We start from the raw sequence: 19,999 nt of genomic DNA on the forward strand, positions 1-19,999 counted from the left end.
ATGGTGCTGGCTCGGGACGATCCCCGCGCCGGCCCACCAAATCCGATGATTTACCGAACCAACTCTCGGCAAGGAGACTGCAATGCCTATTGTCACCGTACAGGTTACCCGCGAAGGAACCACGCCCGGCCGCAATTCGGTGTCGGCGGAGGAAAAGGCGGCCATCATCAAGGGCGTCAGCGAGGTGCTGCTCAATGTTCTGCACAAGCCGCTTGAATCGACCTATGTCGTGATCGAAGAGGTCGATCTTGATAACTGGGGCTGGGGTGGGCTTCCGACGGCACAATACCGCACACTGCGTGCTGCCGCCGCCAAGTCCTGAAGCAGTTGGCCAACCGATTTCAACGGTCTCTGCCCAAACGTGTGGGCAGAGACCGTTGCGATAGTGGAAACGCCGGATTTCGTAGCGCAAAGCATGAACGTCGAATCTCTGTCAATCAACCTCGACGTTCGTCCATTTCTCCAACCATTTCAGGAAAACGCCTGCCATGCCGAATTCGACGGGCCTTGAGGTCTCGTAAGCACCGACCACCGGCAACACCGACGCCGCCAAGGCTAAGCTAACCCGATCTCAGCTCGTGTTCGATAAACAGCGGGCTTGCCTGTCCTACTCCCAATCCCGAGATACAAGCGTCGATCGACGCCTCGTCGGTATCGAAAGCGATGCTTCCGCCCCGAGGCTCGAACGTGAGCGCCGCAGAACTGCACCAGCACCGCCAAGACCATGCGTCTGCCGTGTCCAGCAAGATGGGCAAATCGAGGATGTCACTGGCCTCGAGCTGCCCCCTGCTTCCGGCTATCAATTTCGGCGAGCAGACCGCCATCGTCCTATCCAGCAGGAACGCCGATGACACTTCGCGAGCGTCGGCGCTTCGCCGATATGTGATGGTTAGGTCGGGCCTCTCAAGCGAGCCCAGCGCGAGCGATTGGATGACAAGATCGGCGGTCGGATTCTCCTGCCGGAACGATCCGATGAGTGGGATCAACCGTCGTTCAGGTTCATGTCAGGTTCGAATGGCCTGTTGCGAATGTCGGTAGACCTTCATCGCCTGCGATGAAGGTCATGACGCAAGGTATCAATCGGATTGCGACCCATGGCCAACAAGGCACAACACCTGCATCTTCGCTCCAGCGGGAAGGACGAAGTCTTTGCCCGCGACGACCAACAGGTCGGGGATTTCGCCTTCAACGCAACGGTTGCGGATGTGTTCGACGACATGGTCGGCCGCTCCGTTCCTTACTACGAGGAAATGCAGCGCATGGTGTGCGAGCTTGCGCGTGATTTCGCGCAACCCGACACCAACGTCTATGACATCGGCTGCTCCACAGCCACGACCCTTCTAAGCCTCGACGGCGTCATCGAGCCGAGCGTTCGCTTCGTCGGCATCGACAATGCGCCCGACATGCTCGACAAGGCGCGCCAGAAGATAGACGCATCGGCACCCCGCAGGCAGATCGACCTCAAGGTCGCCGACCTCCATCAGGGCGTGGACATGGACAATGCGAGCGTCGTCACCATGTTGCTGACGCTGCAGTTCATTCGTCCGCTCTACCGCGAACGCGTTATGCGCATGATGTATCAAGCTCTCAACGATCGAGGCTGCCTGCTTCTCGTCGAGAAGCTGACGGGTGAAGATACGACCTTCAACCGGCTCTTCATCCAGCACTACTACGATTTCAAGCGGCGCAACGGCTACTCCGAGATCGAGATATCCAAGAAGCGCGAAGCCCTGGAGAATGTCTTGATCCCCTATCGCCTGGAGGAAAACCTGCAACTGCTGAAAGAAGTGGGCTTCCGCAGCGTCGAAGTCTTTTTCCGCTGGTACAATTTCTGCGGCATCGTCGCAGTCAAGTAGGGCGCCGACATGAAGACGCTGATGATACAGCTCGGTAATTTCTTCTTCCGGTACCGCAACCAGGTCTTCCCGGCCATCATCCTGGCACTATTCATCCTGGTGCCGCCGTCAACCGAAATGTGGGGCAGCGGGACAGCGAACCTGCTGAAGACCGCGGCCGCCATTGCTGTTGTTCTCGCCGGGCTGGCATTACGCACGGTCGTGGTGGGCTACGCCTACATTAAGCGCGGCGGGTTGAACAAGAGGGTCTACGCAAAGGACCTGGTCACCGAAGGCATGTTCGGCGTCTGCCGAAACCCGCTCTATGTGGGCAACATGCTCGTCTATACCGGCATTTTCCTGCTGCACGGCAATCCGCTGGTCATTGCGATTGGCGTTGGCCTGTTTGCCTTCATGTACCAATGCATCGTCTATGCCGAGGAAGTTTTCCTGGAGCAGAAGTTCGGCGAAGCCTATCGCGCCTATTGTCGAGACGTGCCGCGCTGGGCGCTGCGGCTTGAGAACTTCCGTCACTCGATCGACGGGATGTCATTCAATTTCAAACGCGTCGTCGCCAAGGATTATTCGACTGTCTCAGCCGCTCTGCTCGCCATCCTCGCAACGGAAATGTATCGGTTCGCCATCGCCGAGAACCTTGAGCACCGGCGATCCTATCTGCTTGTTCTCGCTGCCCTGATGGCGCTTGTCGGCATGGCGACCGCATTGGTCAGCCACTTCAAGAAGCACGGTGCGTTTCGCGAACCGAAGACATCGCTCTAAGGGCGCCGTCTGCCGTGGCACCCTGCCGGAGACGACGGCTTCCATCGCCTCCGCGCCTCTCAGGTTCATGTCAGAAATCCCGCAGCCTACGATCCACAACTCGGCGCCGTTTCGGCCTGAAAGGGAGCCATGGCTCATGAGCAATCCGACCGATCGAAAAACAATCGACTTGACGCATGCCTATGGGCGACAATAGGCAGAGGTTGTTTGGTGGCGGATGGTAGCTTGCGCGTTCTGCTTGTGGAAGACGATCAGGTCCTGGGGGAGGCGCTGCGTGATCACGTCGCCGCCGCGGGCCATGCCGTAGACTGGTTCTTAAGCGTCGTTGATGCGATGTCGGCAACGGGGACGGTCGAATACGGGCTTATCCTTCTCGACCTGAGATTGCCGGATGGAGATGGACTGTCATTGCTCCGGTCTTTACGCTCACGTCAGGATGCAACGCCGGTCATCATCCTGACAGCGCACGATCAAGTATCCGATCGGATCGAGGGACTTAACAGCGGGGCAGACGACTATCTCGTCAAACCCTTCGACCTCGACGAATTGACTGCGCGCATGCTGGCGGTATCGAGGCGCTATGCGGGCAAGCCAACCTCGACCATTCGCCTACCCGGGATCGAGATAGACCAGATCAACCGAAACGTGGTGGTAGACAATGAGGTCCAGCTCTTGAGCGCCCGCGAATGGGCCGTCCTGGACAAACTGGCGGCCAGACCCGGAGCAATTGTGTCCAAGGCACAGCTTCACGAGGAGCTTTACGCCTTCGGCGCCGAGATCGAAAGTAACACGGTCGAGGTCTACATCAGCCGGCTGCGAAAAAAGATCGGCCATGACCGCATCGAAACTGTTCGGGGTGTGGGCTACTGCATCAAGTGAGTGACCATGTTCCAGAAACCAAGCATGACCCGCAAGCTCGTCGTCGCGATCACAAGTGTCGTCGCGGTTTTCTGGCTCGTCGCCATGGGATTTGGCATCCTCATCATGCAGGACGAGTTTTCCGAGATTTTCGATAGCGGCATTCAGGAAACCGCCGAACGCCTGCTTCCGATCGTCATCGACGATCTGGCCGGGCGGGATGCGGGCGATGCGCTACGACGCCCGGCAGAAAAAGCAGCCAGCAACCGCGAATATCTTGTCTACCAGGTTCGCGGTCGGGACGGGCAGATCCTGTTGAAATCGAGGGATGCGCCTGCCGAGCCCTTCCCGGCCCCCCTCGAGGTCGGCTTCTCGCAGAACGATACGCACCGGATATACACGGCCGGGACCGCGGACGGCTCATTCTACATCCAAGTGGCGGACTCCCTCGACAATAGGCGCGAGGCTGCAATCGAGGGGGGAATGGCGCTCTTTTTCCCGATCCTGGCACTCATTCCCGCCAGCATCATTGCCATCATCCTCGTCGTCCGTATGACCCTGTCTCCAATTGAAGGGCTGCGCGACGATATCGGCACCAAGGATGGTGGCAACATGGTGCCGGTGGATGAAGCCGGGCTCCCGGTCGAGCTTCGCCCGATCGCCCGCTCCGTCAACTTGCTGCTGGATCGGCTGCGGGCCGTTCTCGAATCCGAGCGGGAATTCACCGCCAACAGCGCACACGAGTTGCGCACACCGATTGCCGGCGCGCTGGCGCAGACCCAACGGCTGCTCGCGGAGGTGCCGCCTTCGCTTTCTGCCCGTGTCGGACAGATCGAACGATCGCTTCAACATCTGGGGCGGCTGGCGGAAAAACTGCTGCAGATGTCGCGCGCTGAAGCAGGCATCGGCGTGTCGGACGAAAAAACGGACCTCTTCCCGGTCCTGCAGGTTGTCATCGAAGACATCGGGCGATCTGCGTTGGGCGCGGGGCGCATCGTGCTTCATGCGCCAGATGAGGCGCGCCTCGAGCGGCAAATCCGCCCGGATGCCTTCGCGATCGTCGTGCGCAACCTGCTTGAGAATGCACTGGTCCACAGCCCGTCGGGCAGTGTCGTCGATGTCTATTTCGGCACTGATGGCATCCGCGTCGTCAATGAAAGCGCCGTCCTCGATCAACCGACATTGGCGGGCCTGACGAGACGGTTCACGCGCGGACCAACGCAAGCGGCCGGCTCTGGACTTGGGCTGTCGATCGTCAAGCGCTTCGTCGAGCAGATGAACGGCAGCCTGGCACTCCAATCTCCTGCGACCGGGAGGTTGGGCGGCTTCGAGGCCGCCGTGCGCCTTTAACCCAGCGGGAGCCCGCCTTGTCCAAGATCGCCGCGCTAACCGAACGGTTTTACAGACGCATGAGGGCGTATGGGCCGCTAGGCATCGCCGCCTTTGCACTGGCATCCGGAGGCGCCTTTGTCTTCATTAGGCTGACGAGCGAGGTGGTCGAGGGAGAAACGCGCGCGTTCGATGAGGCGATCCTGCGCGCGCTGCGCCAGCCCGGCAACCTCTCCGCTCCCATCGGGCCCGGATGGTTGACGCATGTGGTCACCGACATCACCAGCCTCGGTGGCACCACCGTACTGACCCTCGTCACTATCGTTACAGTCGGCTATCTGGTTCTCGCATCGCGTCGCGCCACCGGTATGTTCGTACTGCTCTCGGTTCTGGGTGGATGGTTGCTGAGCACGCTTCTGAAAATCGGGGTTGCGAGACCTCGACCCGACATCGTGCCCCACCTGGTCGATGTGCATGATCTCAGCTTTCCAAGCGGGCATGCGATGCTGTCTGCGGTTACCTATCTGACGTTGGGCCTGCTTCTCTCGCGGGTCCAATCGAACCGCGCCACGCGTCTCTACGTCATCGCCGTGGCCCTGGCGCTGACTTTGATGGTCGGATTGAGCCGGATATACCTCGGCGTTCACTATCCGACAGATGTATTTGGCGGTTGGTGTGCGGGTGCGACATGGGCAACGATCTGCTGGATGATCGCCAGGCGTTATCTGCCCCGCCCCGAGGAGAGTGCCGGTTAGAGCGCTTCCGATTTAAGCGGTGTGAAAGAAATGCTCCATCTCTTTGTTTCCAAACATTTCCTCACGGAACGTCGCTTGGCACTTTTCCTGGAAATGCCCTAACCGGCGAGGCCGAAGACCTTCTCCAACATCTCCCAGTTCTCATCCATTGCGTAGCTGGGGGAAAGGTAGGGGATCCCGATGTGCCCGAAGCGTATCGACAGCTGTTTTTCGGCGGTCTCTTCGTCGGCCTTGGCGATTTGCTGGAGATAGATGACCGAAGCAAGCCCCGTGCGGTCGGCGCCTGACCGGCAGTGAATGAGGGCCGGTTTGGGAACATCGCGCAGCAGCAATACGAGGTTCAAGGATTGATCGAGTGTCATCTCGTGGCTCGCGGACATCCCGAAGTCCACATGTTTCAGACCGAGCGCTGCGGCAGTTGCGACCTCATCGCGATACCAAGCCGCGCCGTTGTCGACACCACGAAGATTGACGATCGACCTAATGCCAAATCGCTTGGCGTAGTCGGCGATCTGCGCCGACGTCGGCTGGTTCGAACGGTAGAGCTCGCCCGGAACAACCTCGTGGAAGTTCCCGGAAAGCTGGATACCGCCGAGGTACCCTCCGATGATCAATGCGGCCGCGAGTGTCGCCCACAGGATTGGTCTTATGGATCCAAATTTCATCCAACCTGCTCCTTTTCGAGCACCATGGATGCAAACGCTGACATGAAGCTGAACGCCAATGTTGTCAATGTTCGCCTGCTGCGGCTGACCATTGGAAGCTGGAGACGGCGTCATCGCCGCTTGCGAAGAAATCCGTTCCGGCGTCTTCCGAAAGATCGGCGTCCAGCAGGACGATCAGGGGTCTCTCGAGGTCGAGACAGACCTCGAGAGACGCCATCGATTGCCTCAGCCAAGGATCGCCTTGGGCTCAAGATGAGCCTCCAGGCCCACGACGCCGCGTTCGCGGCCAATTCCCGACTGTTTGAACCCACCGAAGGGTGCCAGGGGCTCGTGGGGTGCTCCGTTGATGACGACTCGCCCGGCCTCCAGGCGCGCGGCAACCCGTCGCGCCCGCACGGGATCTGACGACAGGACACAGGATTGCAAGCCGTAGGTCGTGTCGTTGGCGATGGCGATAGCGTCTTCCTCCGTGGCGTAGCCGATCACGCTCAGCACAGGTCCGAAGATTTCCTCGCGCGCGATCCGCATGTCGTTGGTGACGTTGGCAAAGACGGTCGGCTGCACGAACCAGCCGCGCTCAAGGCCTTCAGGTCGGCCCTCGCCGCCGACCAGCAGCGTCGCGCCTTCCTCCTGTCCAAGCTTCAGATAGGATTGCACCCGGTCCCACTGCTTCCGGCTGACCATTGGGCCAACGGACACTTCGGGGTTGGTCGGATCGCCGGCGCGGACCGCCTCGACCTCGGCCTTCAGCCTCGCCAGGGTCTCTGCCATTCTGCGTTCCGGGACGAGAACCCGCGTCCCCGCTACGCAAGCCTGGCCGCTGTTCATGAAACCGGACGCCACCACCACTGGGATCGCCTCATCGAGATCGGCATCGTCCAGAATGATTTGCGGCCCCTTGCCACCGAGCTCCAGCGTCACGCGTTTCATCGTCTCTGCGGCCGACCGCAGGATCGACCGTCCAACTGCTGTCGAACCGGTGAACGTCACCTTGGCGACGTCGGGGTGAGAGGCGAACTCCGCACCGACGACATCACCCCGTCCGGTGACGATGTTGAACAGACCTGCAGGAGCACCCGCCTCATGCAGCGCCTCGGTGACGATCCGGGTCTGGATTGCGCTCATTTCGCTGGGTTTGATCACGATGGTGCAGCCGGCGGCGATAGCCATCGCCATCTTGCCGCAGATGAAGGAGGCATTGCTGTTCCAGGGCGTGATGGCGGCGACGACGCCCAAGGGCATCATGCGCACGTCCGCACGGCCGATGGTCTGGTTGAAATCATAAGCCTCAAGCGTTTCCGCCGCCTCCAGAAAGGCAGTGGCCGCCATGTTCACCATCCAACCGGCGCGGCTCTTCGGCGCGCCGTATTCCTCGACGATAGCGTCGAGCTGATCGTCGAACCGGGCGGCGACCACGTCATGGAAACGGCGCAACAGGACGATCCGCTCCTCCTTGCTGGTCTGCGACCACGCCGGCAGCGCGCGTTTCGCAGCAGCAATTGCGGCGCGGGCGTCCTCGACGTCGCCCAGGCGCACCGCGCCGATCGCTTGTTCGGTAGTCGGGTTGAAAAGCTGGAACCGCTCAGACCCGTGCGGCGTGACGAAGGCGCCATCGATGTAGATTTCGTTGATATCGCGCATAGTCGTTCTCCTGTTGAAACCAGGATGTAGCGCCTTCCGATTGCGTGTATAAGACCGTGAAAGAGACGCAAACTGTCCCGGAAACCAGCGCAATGAATCGCAGCGGCCTGATTGAACTGGAAGCCGTGGTGGCGGTGGCCCGACGCGGTGGATTTCGCGCCGCCGCCCGCGACCTTGGCATGTCCTCCTCAGCCCTCAGTCACGCGGTCGCGGGTCTCGAGGCGCGGCTTGGCGTACGCCTGTTCGATCGCACCACCCGCAGCGTTTCGCTGTCGGCGGCGGGCGAGCAGTTCATCGCGGAGGTCGCTCCGGCCCTTTCGCAAATCCACGCCGCCATCGAGAATGTCGATCAGCACCGCGAGCGCCCTTCCGGCACGCTGCGGCTGAACACCTCGCTCGGCGCAGCGCGGATGATCCTGTCGCCGCTGATCCTCGAATATCTCCGGCGCTATCCGGAGATGAAGGTCGAGCTGGTGACCGACAATCGGCTGATCGATCTTGTGGAGGAAGGATTTGATGCCGGCTTCCGCCTTCAGGAGAGCCTACCGGCGGACATGATCGCCGTGCCGTTCAGCCGGACGATCCGTTCCATCGTCGTCGGGTCGCCCGCCTATTTTGCGGGCCGCGAACAGCCGCGCGTGCCCGCCGACCTGCTGCGCCATGTCTGCATCCGCATGCGCATGTCCTCCGGTTCGATCTATCGCTGGGAATTCGAGAAGCGCGGCGAGACGGTGGAGATTGACGTTCCCGGCGTCCTGACGCTCGACGAAACCGCATTGATGCACGAGGCGGTTCTCGCCGGCGTCGGCCTGTTGCTGATCACGGAAGACCTGGTCGCCGAGGATCTGGCGGCGAGACGGCTGATCCAGGTGCTGGATGACTGGACCCCGGCCTATCCCGGCCTCAGCCTCTACTACCCCGGGCGCCGGCACGCGCCCGCCAAACTACGCGCCTTCATCGATCTCGTGAAGGAACGATCTCGATAAGCGATAACGTCTCCTTGGCCCCCTTGACAGTATCTGTAAAAACATTGCATCGTTAATTGAAGCGTAGGCCTGTGCCTCGCAAGAATTGCCCCGTTCAACCCACGTTGATGACGATCCGGAGTTCGCACCTCCTGGAACAGGGTCCTAGCGAAACTGGCCAATTGCCAGTTCAACTATGGAGCTGGTGGGGGCATGGAAACCGAACTTCCCTTTGGTAATATTTTTTGCTTTGAGCATGATTGGAAGACCTCAACCGCTGGTCGGTTAGTCTATGGCTTTCATTGCGTTATCTGCCGCAATACGCGCCAGTCTGACGCCCGTCGCAAGTCCCCTGCCAAGAGCGACGTGGTCGCATCAGAGCTGGTCGACGTCCACTCGAAGCGTTTCACAGTCATTGCTCGGTCCCAGGGTATCCATAAAATTATCGGCAGCCTCGATTTCGTTCGCGGAATCAGGATCCGTTCGATCGAGGGTGGCGAAACTGCCTTGCCGCTCGGTCTCTTCGATGATCCGGTTCACCTCTTAGAGCGCGCAGCGCCGCCGGGCACCGCTCCTGAAATTCGGTTCGGACACCCTGCCCCTGTTGCACGACGACACGTCTCTCGTGCGCGTTCCAGCAACGTCGACGATAAGCGGCAACGATCTCTCATTCAGGCATGAGCCCATGCTCGGCATAGGCCTGTGCCCCGATGGCTATGCCGACGTGTCTGACCGAAATGGGGTTCAACTCAAAACGCAACTCAGCAAAGGTATGGAGGAGTTTACCTTGGCAATTATAAAAGAGGGAAGTGCATCAAGCAGGCGCCCGGAAGACGAAAAACTCAGCATCGGCGCCAATATCGCATATGGATTACAGCACGTTCTGACGATGTACGGCGGCATAGTCGCCGTACCCCTTATTGTCGGACAGGCGGCGGGGCTTAGCCCAAGTGACATCGGCCTCCTGGTGACGGCGTCGCTTTTTGCCGGTGGTCTGGCCACCATCCTGCAAACATTGGGATTGCCATTCTTCGGGAGCCGTCTGCCGCTTGTACAGGGCGTTTCGTTCTCGGGGGTTGCGACAATGGTGGCGATTTCCGGCAATGGGGGAATACCGTCTATTCTCGGCGCCGTTATCGCGGCGTCGTTGATCGGGCTATTGATTACGCCCGTATTCTCACGGATTACCCGTTTCTTCCCACCCCTAGTCACCGGTATCGTCATCACCACCATTGGACTAACGCTGATGCCGGTCGCCGCGTTCTGGGCAATGGGCGGCAACAACAGTTCCCCCGATTTCGGAAGCCCGGCAAATATCCAGCTGGCCGCCACAACGCTCGCCATCGTTCTCCTGCTCAGCAAGCTTGGAAGCGCATCGGTTTCAAGGCTCTCCATCCTGCTTGCGCTCGTGATCGGAACGGGCATCGCCTATGCCGTTGGCATGACCGACTTTTCGCAAGTCGGAAATGGCCCCCTCTTCGCCCTGCCGACAATATTCCATTTCGGCTATCCCACCTTCGAGATCGCCGCCATCGTCTCGATGCTGATCGTCATCATCGTGACGCTCGTGGAGACATCAGCCGACATTCTCGCCGTTGGCGAGATCGTCGAAACGAAGGTTGATTCTCACCGCCTGGGCGATGGGCTTCGGGCCGACATGCTGTCGAGTATTCTCGCGCCGATCTTCGGTTCGTTCACACAGAGTGCCTTTGCCCAGAACGTCGGGCTTGTCGCCGTAACCGGCGTGAAGAGCCGCTATGTGGTGGCGACCGGCGGTCTTTTTCTCGTCGCCCTCGGCCTTCTGCCGGTCATGGGACGCGTTGTTGCAGCCGTGCCAAGTTCCGTTCTCGGTGGGGCCGGCATCGTCCTTTTCGGTACGGTCGCGGCAAGTGGCATACGCACGCTCTCCAAGGTCGACTACCACAACAACATGAACTTGATCATCGTCGCGACGTCGATCGGTTTCGGCATGATCCCCATCGCGTCACCGGGATTCTACGAGCACTTCCCGGCCTGGGTCGCGACGATCTTTCATTCCGGCATCAGTTCCGCTGCGTTGATGGCGATCGTCCTCAACCTGCTGTTCAACCATTTCAAAGCAGGAAATGCCGATCAGCAGTCAGTGTTCGTGGCCGGCACAGAACGGACGATCCGCTACAAGGACATCGTGCGGCTTCGCGATGGCGACTACTTCCTCAACGGCAAGCTCTATGACGAAAAAGGCATCGAAATACCGATGATCCCTGAGGGCGCTCACTGAGCATTGCTTTGAAATCACTGTCCGGATCGAAATCTAAACTTTGGTCCGGACAAAACTTTTTCCCGACATTTCAAGGAGATGAAGAATGTCAGAAGAAATCGAAACGACGCGTCTGCTCGACGCCCTGCTGACAGCCATGGAGGCTGGCATCATCCCCGCCACGGAGGTCGGCGTCGCGGCCGGCAACAAGATCTTCGGAGCGGCGCTGCTGCGGAAATCGGACCTTTCCACTGTGCTCGTCGAAACCAACAACGAAACCGAGAACCCGTTATGGCACGGGGAGGTTCACACCCTGAAGCGCTTCTATGAGATGACCGGATCCGAGCGGCCGGATACGACGGACCTCATCTTCCTGTCGACCCATGAGCCGTGCTCGATGTGCCTTTCGGCGATCACCTGGGCAGGCTTCGACAACTTCTTTTACTTCTTCAGCCACGAGGATTCCCGGGATGCGTTTTCCATTCCGCACGATTTGAAGATCCTGAAGGAAGTCTTCACGCTGGAGCCCGGGGGCTACAATCGGACGAATTCATTCTGGAAAGGACAGTCGATCATGGGGCTGATCGACGGAGTTCCGGAACCGCAGCATTCGCTTTTGAAGGAAAGAGCAACTGCAATCGGCCGCAAATACGACGATCTCTCTTCTGTCTATCAAGCCAGCAAGGGGGATAATGCAATTCCCCTCAACTAACGCGCCGATCCGTCCCTTCACGTCGGTCTCGATAGAAACCGTCGCCTACAGCATGTTTCCTCAAATCGCATTCGATTTAAGGACGAAAACATGCAGCAATTCAAAGTGCTACAGCGACCTTTGCGCGTCGAATAGGACGCGCGGCGCTGTAGGCTGATTGAAGAGTACGCATCGGGTGTAGTCCTTGCTGGGGCTACACCCGGCATCCTACCCACTTCAGAAACCAGCCGCCGATCATCCGGCAAACCCATTCGACGGCCGAGAACGGACGCCTTGATGCCAGTTTTAATCTAGTGAGATTCATGGAAAGCAAAATTTAACCATACTTGTTCATTCTTTGTCGATCCGTCGTCAAAAAGGGGACAATCCGGGAAATCGCGCAGCGGTGGTCGCTCGTCGGCCCGAGAGCGTCTGCGAGATTTACTGGCTTGAGATGCGTTTGAGTAAGGTCGTTCGTTCACAGTCTTTGCGCCGTCTGTTGCGTCCACTGCTGATCACCTGTTGCGGCATCGCCCTTGCCGGCGCGGCCGCGGGATCCGTCGTGGGTGCAGTCGCGATGGGCAGCTATTTCGGTCACGGTTCGGGCAACCTCCTGCCCAAACCACAACTCTATGCGGCGCAGCACAAAAAAGAGCGCCCGTGGGTCAAGCAGGCAAGGGTCGAACAGACGCCGAGGCTGGTCGCCGTGGCCGAGCCCGTCGTGCTCGCAAGCCTTAGCGGCGCCGAAGGGAAACTCCCCCGCAGGGCCGATATCTTTGGAGATGCCGAGACGAGTGGCAAGGCTGCACGCTTCAGTTCCGGTGCGAAGCAGGCTGCATTGACATCCGAGCAGCTCGCCAACCACTTCAGGGCCTCTCATTCCGTCACGCCAGGCCGCGCGATCGCCAGTCTTGACGCGCCTGCGCCGGAACGGTTCGGGCAGCCGCGCGCCGTAGCAACCGACAAGCCCTTGGTCTCGTTGGCCTATGCGGGCCCCTCTCAGAGCGCAACGGACAGCGCTGTGTTTTCGGCGTTGCTGACGGTACCAATGGAGGACGACCTCGCGGCCTCGCCGGACCCGAACGCCGAAGATGAGGCCGTTGCCCTGCCAGACTACGAGGACACGCCGTCTTCGGGACCGCTGCCACAGGTCCGTCCCGGTGGCCGTCAAGTTCAGAAGCCTGTCGTTGAAGCCGAAAAGCCAGAGATCAGGCAGGTCCAGGACGGGACGGCACCGAAAGCCGATGAAATCAAGAGGGCCGAAGAACGCGAAACGCCAAAGCAGCAAGAGCTTGCCTTTGTGCGGCCGGACAATCCGGCGGACAATAGAACTGGTGGCGGCCTCGGGGCGCTCCGCAACCTATTCGGCGGCGGTGCCCGCGCAGGAAATGGCGTCGCGGTCTACGACATCACCGCCGCGAAGGTCTACATGCCCGACGGCAGCGTGCTCGAGGCCCATTCCGGCATCGGCAAGATGGCCGACAATCCGCGTTACGTAAACGTCAAGATGACAGGACCGACCCCACCGCACACCTATAATCTCAAGATGCGCGAAACGCGCTTCCATGGGGTCGAGGCGATCCGCATGCTGCCTGTCGATGGAAAGAACAAGCATGGCCGCGACGGTTTCCTGACCCACAGCTACCTGCTGCGTAGCGGCCGGGCGGAATCGCATGGCTGCGTCGCCTTCAAGGACTACAAGCGTTTCCTGACAGCGTTCAAGGAAGGCAAGGTCAGGCAGATCGTCGTGGTTCCGAGCGGCGGACGCGCGGCCGGCATACAGATGGCATCGAACGGAAAGAAGGGCTGACGGACAACATCCCGGCAGTCGCGGTAGTGATGGCCGCCAAGGCGTTTCGCCAACGCGACTGAGAAGGACGCGGGTTGGAGTATTCCAGCTACATCATCTCCGCGCGAAGGCCATAAAGGTCAAAGACATTCCAAATTCGCTGCCATTAGGTTGAGACGTAGTCGTTCATGCCGGCGAGAAATTGCGGACGCGTTCCCGTATCGCTTCCACCTGATCGACAGGCCGGATATGGCCGGTCCGGCATTACAACCTCAACAGCCAGGCCTCTACCTTGCCCTTGCCCTTGACTTCGATAGGGCCGCGCGGCTCGAAGACGAAGTGGTCTTTGAGCTTTTCGTAGACAGGGCGCGTCACCTGAACCGCGTCGGGCACGCCGCCTGATTCCATCCTGCTGGCAAGGTTCACCGTATCGCCCCACAGGTCGTAGATGTACTTGCTCTTGCCGATGATGCCGGCCACGACCGGCCCGGTATTGACACCAACCCTGAGCTTCATCGAGACGTTGTTTTCCATCGCGTGCTCTCGGGTAATGTGAACCATGCGGATAGCCATGCGCACCATCCGCTCGGAGTGGTTAGCCACCGGCTCGGGCAAGCCACACACCGCCATATAGGCGTCACCAAGCGTCTTGATCTTCTCGATTCCGAGTTCATTGGCGGCGACATCGAAGCGCGTGAATAGCCCATTGAGAAACGTGACGACCTCGTGTGGCGGCATCTCCGATGACAGAGCCGTGAAGCCAACCAGATCCGCGAAGGCGACGGTCACCTCGGCGAAGCCGTCGGCGATCCCAGCCTCGCCACCGCGCAACCGGTTGGCGATCGGAGCCGGCAGCACGTTGAGGAGCAGTTCCTCGTTCTCACGATTCTTGTTCTCGATCACGACATTTTTTTCGTGCAGCGTCTCGACCATGCCGTTGAAGGCTGAGCAGAGTTGGCCCACCTCGTCGCGCGTGCGAACTGGCACACTGGCTCCATAGTCGCCGGCCGCGAAGCGCTTTACTCCGGCAGTGAGTTCACGCAGCGGTCCGAGCAGTGCGCGCGAAAGCCATGCGGCCGTCACGGCCACCGCCAACAGCGCCAATCCCCCGACGATCAGCAGCTCCTGGCGGAGCTGGGCGATCGGCGCGAAGGCCTCGGCGCTGTCAATTTTAGCGACGAGCGCCCACCTGACGCCGGGTATCTCGAGCGGGCCCCACGAGGCGAGTGTCGGCACGCCGCGGTACCCGATGATCTCGCCGGTGTTTTCGACACCGGCAAGTGCTGCCCGAGATGCTTCGGTGTCGATGCGCTGATGCATCACCGGCGTCCCGTAACGCTGAATGGCGGCGATCTCCTCGTCCGAGGCACCGACAGACTTGAGTTCGGCGAAGTACGCCTCCCGGTTCTCGTAGAATGTCCGCGGTCCAGAGCGCACCAGATAGTCGGGTCCAATTAAATATGCCTCGCCCGTGTCGCCGAACCCTTCCTGTCGCCACCGGCGACCACCAGTGACGACGTTGTCGATCTCCTCGTTCGACAGTTGCGCCACCAGCACCCCGATGACGACACCCTTATCAATCACCGGTGCTCCCATGAAGGCAATTGGCGCCCCACCGGTCGGTGCATATGGAGCGAAATCCTCCAGGCAGATGGCCGATTGCCCGGCGGGCTCTGCACAGCGAGCGACAGCGGCTGCGACGTTGGAGCGACGGTAGGGGCCGAATTGCAGGGACGTGGTGAAATCGAGTTCTTTCTGGACTGTGTAGATCAGGCGACCCGACTTGGGATCAGCAATCATGAAATCGAAGAAACCGACCATCGAGGCGGCTGCGCGCATCAATGGATGATAGGTGGCATGCAGCCTGGTGTATTCGCTGCCATCACCGGCATCATCGAGCAGCTTGCGTCGCTCCGCCGGGTTCGGATTTTCCACGATGTAGTGATACTGCAGATAGTACGGAGCGCCACCAACCGGCAGATAGTCGGACAGCTCCGGTTGCCTTCCCAGGATACTCGTCATCTGCGGGATGAAGTTCGCAGCGTACCAATCTTGGACCTTCTGCCGAAGGTCAGGCTGTACGCCTGCGCGATCGAGCTGGTCGACTGCAATCCGGAATTCGCGCGTCGCATCAACCACCATCTTGGAGGCGGCGAGCAGGCGCAGTTCCGCTGCGATGGTGCGAAAATAGGTTTCGACTTGACGCGTCTTGTTCTGACGGGCGGCCGTGAGTTGGTCGAAAACCGCTTTTTCGATGGCGTCACGGGCACGGAAGTAACCGAGTACACCGGTCACCAAGATCGCGGCGGCGCCAAGCAGGACGAGCGTCGTAAACAGCTTTGCGGCCAACCCCCAGCGCGGGGGTCGGGATATTCCGGTCATATCTGGCGAACGCATGAATCAACTCCCACCAATAACGCGAAGTGCCGGGCAAATACCGTCAATGGTGATGATCCGAACGTCGCACCTCTGCTACAGCAGACTGTTCAATGTGGAACGGTCATCTGCTGCCTGTTGGGCAGTGCCAACCTCGGCGTATAGCAGATGCCATCTTATGCCAGAAATCACTCGACGGCCAACGCTCGTATTCGATTTAAGGATGAAAGCATGCAGCAATTCAAAGTGCTACAGCGACCTTTGCGCGTCTTATAAGACGCGCGGCGCTGTAGCGAGAAGGTGTCGTCGCAGCTGTAAGTGACGTTCGTCGAAAGATCGTACTCCTCGAACTTCTCGGAGCGCTCCGTGTAAGACAGGTTCTGGCGCGAGAACGAGATGATTTTCTCACCCTTCAGATCCTCTGATGCCGATCTCGCCTCGGGTGAAGCAATGCGCTCTTTTTCTCCACTGCCACCCCCAAACTGCACGCTCGACATAGCGACTGTCCTAACGATCGAAGTGCCATCACCGCGCGAGCCATCCTCCATCCACCGGAATGATAGCTCCAGTCACATAGGATGCATGCGGACTTGCCAGAAACAGGACCGCGGTCGCCAGATCTTCAGGAACGCCCCATCGCCCGACGGGAATACGTTCGAGGATTTGCCTCTGTCGCTCCGGATCCGCTCGCAGGGCCGCGGTGTTGTCAGTTTCCATATAGCCGGGCGCGATTGCGTTGACGGTGACACCGGATGCAGCCAACTCGTTTGCCATCAGCTTCGTCAGCCCCGCCACCGCATGCTTGGAGGCGGTATAGGCCGGAACCCGGATGCCCCCCTGGAAGGAGAGCAGCGATGCGATGTTGATAATGCGACCGAAGCGGCGTGAAACCATGCCGCGCGCAATGGCCTGGCTCAGGAAGAACAGGCTCTTTTCGTTGACGTTCGTCACCACGTCCCAATCAGCCTCGGAGTAGTCGAGCAGATCGGCACGCCTGATCGTTCCGGCATTGTTGACCAGGATATCGATGGGCCCGGCTTGCTCTTCGATCTCGCCGACGAGAGAGCGAAAATCGTTGGGTTGCGAAAGATCCGCCTGGATGCCGAGGAATCGGCGTCCGGCAGCTTCGATCAGCTGGCCTGTTTCCGGCATCGGCGTCGAGCCGAGGCCGACGATGTCGGCCCCGGCTTTCGCGAGCGCCAAAGCCATCGCCTGTCCCAGCCCTCCCCGGGCGCCTGTGACCAGCGCCCACTTGCCGGAAAGACTGAACAGATCCCCAATCTCGGTCATCGCAGGGTCTCCATTGCCACAAAATCCATGTCGGCGAAGGACTGGTTATCGCCTGCCATTGCCCACACGAAGGCATAGGAGCCCGTGCCGCTGCCACTGTGGATCGACCACGGGGGCGAAATGACCGCCTGCTCGTTGCGAACGATCAGGTGACGCGTCGCCTCGGGCCGCCCCATGAGATGGACGACCATACGATCTTCCGGCATGTCGAAATAGAGGTAGGCTTCCATGCGCCGATCGTGAAGGTGCGCAGGCATGGTGTTCCAGACGCTTCCCGGCTCGAACCGCGTGATGCCGAGCATGAGCTGGCAGGTCGGCAACAGGCCATCATGGACATATTTGTAGATGGTGCGCTTGTTGGCGGCCTCGCTCGTCCCGAGCGCCTGGGGAGACGCTTCATCCTGGGTGATCTTATGGGTGGGGTGGCTGGCATGCGCGGGCGCCGAGACGCCATAGAGTTTTGGAGGCGATGCCTCGTCCACGGCGGCAAAGGACACGCCTTTCGCACCCTTGCCGATGTAGAGCGCCTCAAAAGGCGCAATGACATGATCCACGGCATCGACGGATATTCTCGCCGCGCCGCCGCCAAGGTTAACGACGGCCAGTTCCCGCCGCTCGAGAAAATCGGCAACGCCAGCGGATTTCGCGAGCTCGGCGCTGAAGGCGAGCGGTGCAGCTTCCGGCCGGATGCCGAGCAGAACCAGGCGGTCATAGTGGCTGTAGGCGGCGCGTATTTCGCCGGCTGCGAAGAGATCCTCGACGAGGAAATGGCGGCGCAGCCCCTCGGTGTCGAGCGTCTCGGCCTGTTCGAAATGTATAGCTTGGCGAATATCCATCAGTTCTTGTCCTTGACTTGCAAAATAGGCCGGCGTCAACAGCCGGTCAGGCACTCGTATTTCTGCTCATAAGGGTGACCGGCCGGCCGTTTGCCTTGATCAGGGCTTCAAGCGCTGGCAGGTCGGGGGCCGGCGGCAAGCGCGTCAGCGTGCTGCGCCCGGCGGCCGGATCGGCGCTCGCCAGGACGGCTGCAAAAAGTGTGCTCGTTCCCCGGGGAATCTCTGCCGTCAACTGCGGCACCAGCGTCCTTCCGGCAATCAGGTTGGTGTTCGGCTGGGCGATATGCGCTTTGCCGGCACGGATGACCGACGAGCCGAGATCGACGATCGCCGACAGGTCGTGCGGAGTTGCAACAACAGCGTTGCCAGCTTCACCTTCCAGTGCATCGGCAAGCCGATCGCTTCGGGCGATCGCAAAGCCGCCTTCCTTGGTTAGGACCGCTCGCTCGGCCCAGACGCGATGGGTGCGGACATGGAAATCGCCATGACAGTAGAGCCAGGTTTCGACCAGGATGTCGCCATTGGGCCGCCAGCGCGCGTAGAGGACGTCATCGGCGATCAGCACTTGCTCGTTGGCCTGGCGGACATGGAACTGGAGACCGTCGCTGCTGAATCCGATCATGCCGTCCAGGACAGCGTCGGCGAAACGGTTGGGGTCACTTTCCACGCTGAAACCGTAGCGGGCGGAATAGACGAACTTGCTGTATTTCTCGGCACCGAACCGTGCCCAGGTGTTTTGCGGACCCGTTTGCTGGCCACCGCAAAGCGCGATGGCATCACCAGGAGGGTTCCTGATGATCATGCCCGTGTGCACGTGCACGGCGACGTCGGCGCGCGGTGGGCAATCCGCCTCTTCAGCGCTCCAGAAGGGGTGTTGCTCCGGTAAGGCCAGCGGCAGAAACGCCTTCAAGGCCCAATAGGGCGACTGCGGTGAGTTGTAGGTCTCGCACATCAGAAGGTTCGGGTAAGCGTAACCAACCGGCAGGATGCCGTCTCTCGACGCCATCGGCTGCTTGGCCCACCAGCGCAGATTGCGCAGATAGAAGCCCTTCAGTTGCCCCCACGGCAGCGCCTCCTCGCCGGCGAATGCCAGAGCGCCGAAGAAACCGGCGATGGCAAAGCGATAGGTCATCGACCGGCCAAACGCCAATGCGGCGCCATCATCGGCAAACCAACGCGTCATATCGCCGGCGGCGAGACGCGCACGCTCGCGATAGGGCTGCGTGTAGGCGCGGCCGTCGAGCACGGCAAGAATGAGCCCGTAGAAATGAAAGGCGAAGGGAATGTAGTGGTCGGCGCGGCGCGCGTCACCGTCGCTGTACCAGCCATCACCGAAATAGAAGGTCTCGATTTCGTCGATATAGGCCTGGTCCAAACCCTGATCGTGATCGGCGCCGACGGAATCCAGCCCCAGGCTGATGAGCAGCCGGAAGAACTTCCAGTTGTTCTCAGAAAACCGGCAGGCATGCCCTGACTTGAGATAGGCGACGACGTTCTCGCGCTCATCTGGCTCAAGAGGAGCCCAGAGTTTGTCCGGCACGAGACGCAACGCAAAGCCGATTGCCGCGAGCTCGACGAGGCGCTGGTTGCGATCCGTCGGCTGCCCCCAATATTCCGGATGGTGCGGATCCGTGCCACACGCAAGACCGCGTGCGATCGGCTTCCAGTCGATCCAGTCGGCACCGCCGACCTGCGCCGGCACCAGCCCCCACAACAACCGCGAGAAGCCCTCGAGATCGGCTGCCGCCTGATCGAAATGCGCAGCGGTCGCGTCGAACCGCAACCGCGCGCCACCGGCCGACCGGTAGGATTCGGCCGGGTCGCAGAGCGATTTCAGCGCGCGCTCGACATCGGCCCGCGTGCGCAGTTCATTGCCCGACCACGGATGGAACAGGCTGTCGGGGTATATGCCATCTGTCATTGGCCATTCCTGTCTTGGGAGGCTTATGG

General features: G+C 60.3%; 19 protein-coding genes and 1 pseudogene. 11 read left to right on the forward strand and 9 right to left on the reverse strand.

Annotated features, from left to right (window positions below):
- Positions 1-82 precede the first annotated feature (82 nt).
- Positions 83-322, forward strand: a complete 240-nt coding sequence (locus ASD02_RS22475) for a 4-oxalocrotonate tautomerase family protein (protein ID WP_057207204.1) — start codon at positions 83-85, stop codon at positions 320-322.
- Between the two features lie 238 nt (positions 323-560).
- Here the strand turns inward: ASD02_RS22475 and ASD02_RS22480 are convergent, their stop codons facing one another.
- Positions 561-986, reverse strand: coding sequence for a LysR substrate-binding domain-containing protein (locus tag ASD02_RS22480; RefSeq protein WP_057207203.1), 426 nt, complete (start codon positions 984-986; stop codon positions 561-563).
- A gap of 108 nt (positions 987-1,094) precedes the next feature.
- On the opposite strand from ASD02_RS22480, the gene cmoA reads away from it, so the two are divergent.
- The 5 genes from cmoA to ASD02_RS22505 all read left to right on the forward strand — a co-directional run bounded on the left by cmoA (position 1,095) and on the right by ASD02_RS22505 (position 5,557).
- The gene (gene cmoA / locus ASD02_RS22485) at positions 1,095-1,856 is read left to right on the forward strand and encodes a carboxy-S-adenosyl-L-methionine synthase CmoA (protein WP_057207202.1); all 762 of its coding nucleotides are present in this window, start codon (positions 1,095-1,097) and stop codon (positions 1,854-1,856) included.
- Positions 1,857-1,865: 9 nt separating this feature from the next.
- Positions 1,866-2,615, forward strand: coding sequence for an isoprenylcysteine carboxylmethyltransferase family protein (locus ASD02_RS22490; protein WP_057220049.1), 750 nt, complete (start codon positions 1,866-1,868; stop codon positions 2,613-2,615).
- A 225-nt stretch (positions 2,616-2,840) separates the two neighbouring features.
- Positions 2,841-3,494, forward strand: a complete 654-nt coding sequence (locus ASD02_RS22495; protein ID WP_057207331.1) for a response regulator transcription factor — start codon at positions 2,841-2,843, stop codon at positions 3,492-3,494.
- A 6-nt stretch (positions 3,495-3,500) separates the two neighbouring features.
- On the forward strand, positions 3,501-4,823 hold the full coding sequence (locus ASD02_RS22500; RefSeq protein WP_057207200.1) for a histidine kinase dimerization/phospho-acceptor domain-containing protein: 1,323 nt from the start codon (positions 3,501-3,503) through the stop codon (positions 4,821-4,823).
- Between the two features lie 59 nt (positions 4,824-4,882).
- Entirely contained in the window at positions 4,883-5,557 is a 675-nt protein-coding gene (locus ASD02_RS22505) for a phosphatase PAP2 family protein (RefSeq protein WP_051509367.1), read from the forward strand.
- Positions 5,558-5,655: 98 nt separating this feature from the next.
- Here ASD02_RS22505 and ASD02_RS22510 read toward each other — a convergent pair whose 3' ends face one another.
- The 3 genes from ASD02_RS22510 to ASD02_RS22515 form a co-directional block, all read right to left on the reverse strand.
- Positions 5,656-6,222 carry a tyrosine-protein phosphatase gene (locus ASD02_RS22510; RefSeq protein ID WP_057220050.1) on the reverse strand — a complete coding sequence of 189 codons (567 nt, stop codon included), beginning with the start codon at positions 6,220-6,222 and terminating at the stop codon, positions 5,656-5,658.
- 64 nt (positions 6,223-6,286) lie between these two features.
- Positions 6,287-6,439: a hypothetical protein gene (locus tag ASD02_RS38430; RefSeq protein ID WP_156408061.1), complete on the reverse strand. Its 153-nt coding sequence runs from the start codon at positions 6,437-6,439 to the stop codon at positions 6,287-6,289.
- Positions 6,440-6,447: 8 nt separating this feature from the next.
- Positions 6,448-7,863, reverse strand: coding sequence for an aldehyde dehydrogenase family protein (locus tag ASD02_RS22515; protein ID WP_057220051.1), 1,416 nt, complete (start codon positions 7,861-7,863; stop codon positions 6,448-6,450).
- 92 nt (positions 7,864-7,955) lie between these two features.
- Here ASD02_RS22515 and ASD02_RS22520 point away from each other — a divergent pair, with 92 nt between their 5' ends.
- From ASD02_RS22520 to ASD02_RS22535, 5 genes are all read left to right on the forward strand, one after another.
- On the forward strand, positions 7,956-8,849 hold the full coding sequence (locus ASD02_RS22520) for a LysR family transcriptional regulator (protein ID WP_057207197.1): 894 nt from the start codon (positions 7,956-7,958) through the stop codon (positions 8,847-8,849).
- A 192-nt stretch (positions 8,850-9,041) separates the two neighbouring features.
- A complete protein-coding gene (locus tag ASD02_RS38435; RefSeq protein ID WP_146160872.1) occupies positions 9,042-9,509 on the forward strand; it encodes a hypothetical protein in 468 nt (155 codons plus the stop codon).
- 91 nt (positions 9,510-9,600) lie between these two features.
- On the forward strand, positions 9,601-11,088 hold the full coding sequence (locus tag ASD02_RS22525; RefSeq protein ID WP_107026964.1) for a nucleobase:cation symporter-2 family protein: 1,488 nt from the start codon (positions 9,601-9,603) through the stop codon (positions 11,086-11,088).
- An 85-nt stretch (positions 11,089-11,173) separates the two neighbouring features.
- On the forward strand, positions 11,174-11,779 hold the full coding sequence (locus tag ASD02_RS22530) for a nucleoside deaminase (protein ID WP_057207196.1): 606 nt from the start codon (positions 11,174-11,176) through the stop codon (positions 11,777-11,779).
- Positions 11,780-12,218: 439 nt separating this feature from the next.
- Positions 12,219-13,568, forward strand: coding sequence for a DUF2778 domain-containing protein (locus ASD02_RS22535; RefSeq protein WP_244494262.1), 1,350 nt, complete (start codon positions 12,219-12,221; stop codon positions 13,566-13,568).
- A gap of 243 nt (positions 13,569-13,811) precedes the next feature.
- Here the strand turns inward: ASD02_RS22535 and ASD02_RS22540 are convergent, their stop codons facing one another.
- The 5 genes and pseudogenes from ASD02_RS22540 to ASD02_RS22560 form a co-directional block, all read right to left on the reverse strand.
- Positions 13,812-15,944, reverse strand: a complete 2,133-nt coding sequence (locus ASD02_RS22540; RefSeq protein ID WP_244494263.1) for an adenylate/guanylate cyclase domain-containing protein — start codon at positions 15,942-15,944, stop codon at positions 13,812-13,814.
- Positions 15,945-16,213: 269 nt separating this feature from the next.
- Positions 16,214-16,342: pseudogene (locus ASD02_RS37295) on the reverse strand (transcriptional regulator); the annotation flags it as partial.
- Positions 16,343-16,448: 106 nt separating this feature from the next.
- Positions 16,449-17,213: a 2-dehydro-3-deoxy-D-gluconate 5-dehydrogenase KduD gene (kduD, locus tag ASD02_RS22550; RefSeq protein WP_025430245.1), complete on the reverse strand. Its 765-nt coding sequence runs from the start codon at positions 17,211-17,213 to the stop codon at positions 16,449-16,451.
- On the reverse strand, positions 17,210-18,049 hold the full coding sequence (kduI, locus tag ASD02_RS22555; protein ID WP_057220084.1) for a 5-dehydro-4-deoxy-D-glucuronate isomerase: 840 nt from the start codon (positions 18,047-18,049) through the stop codon (positions 17,210-17,212). The genes kduD and kduI overlap by 4 nt, the downstream gene beginning before the upstream one ends.
- A 46-nt stretch (positions 18,050-18,095) precedes the next feature.
- Positions 18,096-19,970: a DUF2264 domain-containing protein gene (locus ASD02_RS22560; RefSeq protein ID WP_057216976.1), complete on the reverse strand. Its 1,875-nt coding sequence runs from the start codon at positions 19,968-19,970 to the stop codon at positions 18,096-18,098.
- Positions 19,971-19,999 lie beyond the last annotated feature (29 nt).

The sequence above is a fragment of the Ensifer sp. Root1252 genome (assembly GCF_001425885.1).
Taxonomy (GTDB): Bacteria; Pseudomonadota; Alphaproteobacteria; order Rhizobiales; family Rhizobiaceae; genus Ensifer; species Ensifer canadensis.